The 4,673-nt window shown below is 43.8% G+C and carries 4 protein-coding genes; 3 read left to right on the forward strand and 1 reads right to left on the reverse strand.

Annotated elements, in window-relative coordinates; genetic code table 11:
* Positions 1-899 (forward strand): RHS repeat-associated core domain-containing protein (locus JCM12308_RS28445; RefSeq protein ID WP_164845387.1); only part of this gene is annotated, 899 nt, incomplete at its 5' end.
* 8 nt (positions 900-907) lie between these two features.
* Positions 908-1,378 carry a Cdi1I family immunity protein gene (locus tag JCM12308_RS27255; RefSeq protein WP_054785747.1) on the forward strand — a complete coding sequence of 157 codons (471 nt, stop codon included), beginning with the start codon at positions 908-910 and terminating at the stop codon, positions 1,376-1,378.
* A 149-nt stretch (positions 1,379-1,527) separates the two neighbouring features.
* Here JCM12308_RS27255 and JCM12308_RS27260 read toward each other — a convergent pair whose 3' ends face one another.
* A complete protein-coding gene (locus tag JCM12308_RS27260) occupies positions 1,528-2,052 on the reverse strand; it encodes a hypothetical protein (protein ID WP_054785748.1) in 525 nt (174 codons plus the stop codon).
* Between the two features lie 450 nt (positions 2,053-2,502).
* Between JCM12308_RS27260 and JCM12308_RS27265 the strand changes: the two genes are divergently transcribed.
* The coding region (locus tag JCM12308_RS27265; protein WP_164845388.1) for an FG-GAP repeat domain-containing protein at positions 2,503-4,673 on the forward strand (2,171 nt) is incomplete at its 3' end.

Genomic DNA, 4,673 nt, shown 5'->3' on the forward strand with positions numbered 1-4,673 from the left:
CCAACACTCCGCGCGAAAGCAAGGGCTGGATAGGCGAACGGGATGATCCGGAAACTGGCCTAACTTATCTCAATGCCCGTTATTATGATGCTGACTTGGCTCGCTTCATCCAATCTGATTGGTTGGGTCCAACTGATCCATATGTCGGAACCAACCGATATAGCTATGCTCTTAATAATCCCGTCACTTTTAAGGATCCGTCTGGACATCGCATCGACGATTTCAACGAGATCGGAAGTAAAGGAGTAACGTCAGGGGCTAGTACCAGAGATGAGTATAATAGATTTCAGGAAAGTCGACATACAAGAGCTCGAACAGAACGAGAATACAGAGAATATGATTATAGCGATTACAACCGCGATAATGGTGGGAGCTACGGGAGAGAAAAGTTTGGAGAACATGTCGAAGATTGGCGTGATTATGGACCATCCTACCGATTTGAACGTTCATCCCCTTCTGGAGCAGTTCAAACTGCGGACGGTGTATTCACATTACTCTCTGGAGGTGGGCTGGCTGTAGTCGTTGGTAAAAAGGCTGTTTCAATCGCCGGAAGTCAACTGGTTGGAAAAGCTACTGTTAATGGCCTATCAGGTCTCACAAAATCTCAAGCAAGAACTCTACTTAAAACTGCAACAGAAGCCTATAAAGGAAGTACAAGAGTTGGACATGCTTTGTCTAAGCATGCTGGCAGAAACCCTCAAATTTGGGGCAAAGTTACAGGGTCTTCAAAAACATGGAACTCTCAAGCCGTTAAACACGTTAGAGAAATTTTAAGAGGTCCTGGTACTTTCAGTAAAACCACAACAAACAAAGGAATAACATTTATTGAAAAAAGGCTGTCTGATGGGCGTGGTATTAGATTGAATCAAGATTATACCTTCAAAGGATTTATCGATTAGGAAATAGTATGTCTGATCTAATAGAAGTAGTTCTGGAAAATTTGACTGAATCTAATATCAGCAAATTACTTTTCACTTTAGTTGGGAAGTTTAAAAATATAGAAAATATTGAATGCAGTGAGGAGATATACCTACTTGGCAATAAAATATCTGATGTCGACATAGAAAATTTCAAGAAGCTCCAGACAGATGCAACAATAATATTAAAATTACATCATTTAAAAGTAAATGATGTAATTTTAAACCACGTTTTACTAAGATTAGTAAAATATGACAACAAGTACGACATTGATTTTACATTTGATGATAAGGATATTTCTTCAAAGCTAGACACTTCCATTTTGCTTCATCTTCATGATTATATATCTGAGTTGGGAAATCATTTTGGTGCAACTCAATGGTTTGCAGGAGTAGAACCAGCGATAGACCAAAAAACACGATTCTTTACAAATTATGAACTAGGACCTTTAAAACTTTGACTTTGAATTACTTCCTATCAGAGCTATATAAACCGAGCGAATAATTTGAAGAAGAAGGTGGGACTATCATCTCTGGCGGAGGCAAAAAGCAGGGTAATGACGACCACGAACTATTCTTCTTCGCCTAATAGGACTTGTCTTCAGTTGTCTCAAGACAAGCGAAGAACTGTTTCTTCTAAGAAACTTACGGCATCGCCATCAGGTTTTCTGGACACAAGTCGTATTAAACTATCAACTCTAGATGGTTTTGCTAAACATTCTAGTGTGAACGCAATAGCTTGTTGTAACCCACGCTCTTCTGGTACTTCAATTGCTTCATCGGATGGCGTGTGCGCATACATCTCGATCAGCAGGTCCCAAAGTTCATCATTCTCGGAAAACTCAGCAACCATCAAAGAGCGTACTACTCCACTTTGGATTCTAGGATGATGTTTTTGCTTTAGGTGCTTTACAAGAATTTTTTCAGCGCCCAAATAATCTTCTTTGGTGTTAACAAAATCCCAAACAGATTGAACATCAAATCCCGCTTCATTGAGTTCTTGAACAAGCTCTTTTTCATCCGCATCATATATTTTAGCAAGCCTCGCTACTTCGATGCGTTTGGCTTCCTGAGTTGCCTGGTACTCTTTGCTTTTGGCTAATTCTGCCAAGAACTCTGCTGCTGTTTGCGTCATTATCTATGATCCCGGGATAAACTTCAAGTTTATTACACCTTTACTGGAAGCCTCCCGATGCGCAATGTGTTCTTTAAATCGTGATGCGCTTCTCCTCTATTAAGACCAATCACCGCGCGGAGCTACATGTTGGTATCGAGTAGCCACTCCAACACGAAGTGTGTGACCTCCGGCAATATAGAGGAGCTTAAAGTTAAGCAAAATAAAGCCAATATGCCTATTCCTCTTACTAGATAAACTTTATTGACCCCAACTCCTCACATTACTCGCTATCCACTGAATATATTTCATTTACTAAACGTTCTACAGCCTAATAACGTTACACTCTAGAAGTCATGCGAAAGTTCGTTTCATGTATCGCGTTCATGAGCTGAACTTGCGCCTTTTAATCCCTTGAAAGAAACGGGCTAAAACTACAGCCTCAACCAGTTTCTAATGGTTGGGCTAACTATGTTTTTCAAATACTCCCGTGACCGTCATCTTGCTGGCCAGGCATCTGGCCGCAAGTTGAAAGTGCTGCTTTCAGGCGCACTGTGCGCTGTAATGATCTTTAACCCCCCAACCAGTAGTGCCCAGGAAAGTGACCGCCTGCTCTCGATCGACAAGATCTATACACAGCGCCAAAGCAGCTTTGGAGCTTTTACACAGAAGGTGCCCATCGAGGTGCCCCAATACTATGGTCTGGAGCCCTCCCTATCCCTGAGCTACAGCTCAAGCAGGGTCAACTCCTATGGCAGTGAAGATGTGATCGGGGCCGGATGGCGCCTTAACGGACTATCCAGGATCAAACGCGGCTCGCCAGGAATGGGTGCTCCATTTTTCAACGACCTAGACCAGTATTTTCTAGACGGCGAACGCCTAGTCTCCTGCCCGGAGGAAGGCAAAAAGGCTGGCTGCGCAGCCGGAGGCAGCCATGCCAGCTGGGTTGAAAACTATCTGCGCATCAAGCGACTACAAGAGCCAAATCTATGGCAGGTGACATTAAAAAATGGCACTGTGCTAGAATATGCTCCAGTCTCCACCTGGGGCACCTATGACGCCCAAAGTGCGGAGGCTAAAAAACAGGCCACAGAATATGAATGGCTGCTTGCCAAGCGCACCGACACGCTAGGCCATCAGGTGAACTACTCTTATAGTTGCACTGCTCTGCCGCAATGCTATATATCCTCCGTTTCCTACAAGACCAGCTCGATCACCTTCCATTGGGGTAACCGCCCTGACCCAATCACCTATGGAGTGGGCTATCAGATCGGACAAATTGACAAACGTCTTACCGCTGTTGAAGTCAGCACCTCTGGGAGACGTGCGCGGGCCTACAGCCTGTCATACAAGCAAAGCGCCACCACCGCCCGTTCACTGCTCACCAAGGTACAAGAATATGGCAAGGATGCTACAATCTCCAACGGAGTGGTGACTGCCGGCACAAAACTACCAGCGTTTTCATTTGCATATAAAGATGATGTAGGCGCTGGAGTGAAAAAGCTCAGTCCCTCCGTTAGCGGTGACTCTTATATTGATGACATCGACAGTGATCGGATCATCGATAGCGTCAAACTAAACAGAACCAAGAAAAAACAGGGTCGTGATGATTACACATATACTTGCAAACTAGAAACAAGTTCTTCTTTGCCAGACAAGACTATATCTTGCAGCCATTTCAGTAAATCCTACCTTAAAATAGCTCGAAATAACAATAAGAAGAAAAAAGATGTCCTAGTTTTATATGATTATATTCATGAGTATGAAACTAGCAAAGGACGGATCAGAAAACGTACCTATTCAAACTTGCCTCATGCTGCGTATTCAAAAGAAAGCGTGATCGCTGACTTTGACGGTGATGGAAATGATGACGTACTTTCATCAAAGGGGCAGTTATTTTCATTAAGCCCTACATCCAAATGGTCAAACTTCCACGAAGACGTGTCTGCAATGGACATAAATGGAGATGGATTGGCAGATTTAGTCAGGCCGTATAAGAATAGAGAACTTAAAACATACCTCTCAAATGGCACCAATGCATTCATAAATGGGCCTATCTTAAGTAAATTAGATACGAAAAACCTTACCGACTTAAACGGAGATGGATTAATAGATGGCTATATCCCAGAAAGCTCAGGGGATATTCAAGTCTATTACGGGGCTGGTTTAAAGTTCATCAAAGGTCCCAAACTACACGCTTCCGCATTAGGAAGCCTCTCTGATTTTCGGGCGGCAGACTTTGATGGAGACGGTAGAGCGGATTATGTCGCCAACCGAAAAGGGGATCACACAAATCTATATCTGTCACGCGGTAATAGCCTTCATCGTCAAAGGGGATCAGAAGACACAAACTTCATAAGGAATTATGATACCAAGTATTTGATTGATTTAAATGGTGATGGTTTTTCTGAAATTGTTACCCGCAAGGGATGGCGCTTTCAATTTGTCAGCGAGCGCCCGGATATGCTGGTTGGCGTGGTGTTGCCTTCAGGCGGGCAGCTCTCAGCCAGCTACACCACCTATGGCGGCGATACTGATGATGAGCGCTGGTTCCCACCTGTCCTGACCGTCCTGGCCTCCCTGACAGAAAAGCCCAACTCTTCTCAAGCCTTCACCACACGCTTTGCTTACTCAGGCGGGCG

Source organism: Pseudovibrio denitrificans JCM 12308, assembly GCF_001310815.1.
Classification (GTDB): domain Bacteria; phylum Pseudomonadota; class Alphaproteobacteria; order Rhizobiales; family Stappiaceae; genus Pseudovibrio; species Pseudovibrio denitrificans.

What these genes read in the sequence shown, in the direction of transcription:
- JCM12308_RS27255 (WP_054785747.1), top strand. Translation starts at nt 908, where the DNA reads ATGTCTGATCTAATAGAAGTAGTTCTGGAAAATTTGACTGAATCTAAT.
- JCM12308_RS27260 (WP_054785748.1), bottom strand. Translation starts at nt 2,052, where the DNA reads ATGACGCAAACAGCAGCAGAGTTCTTGGCAGAATTAGCCAAAAGCAAA.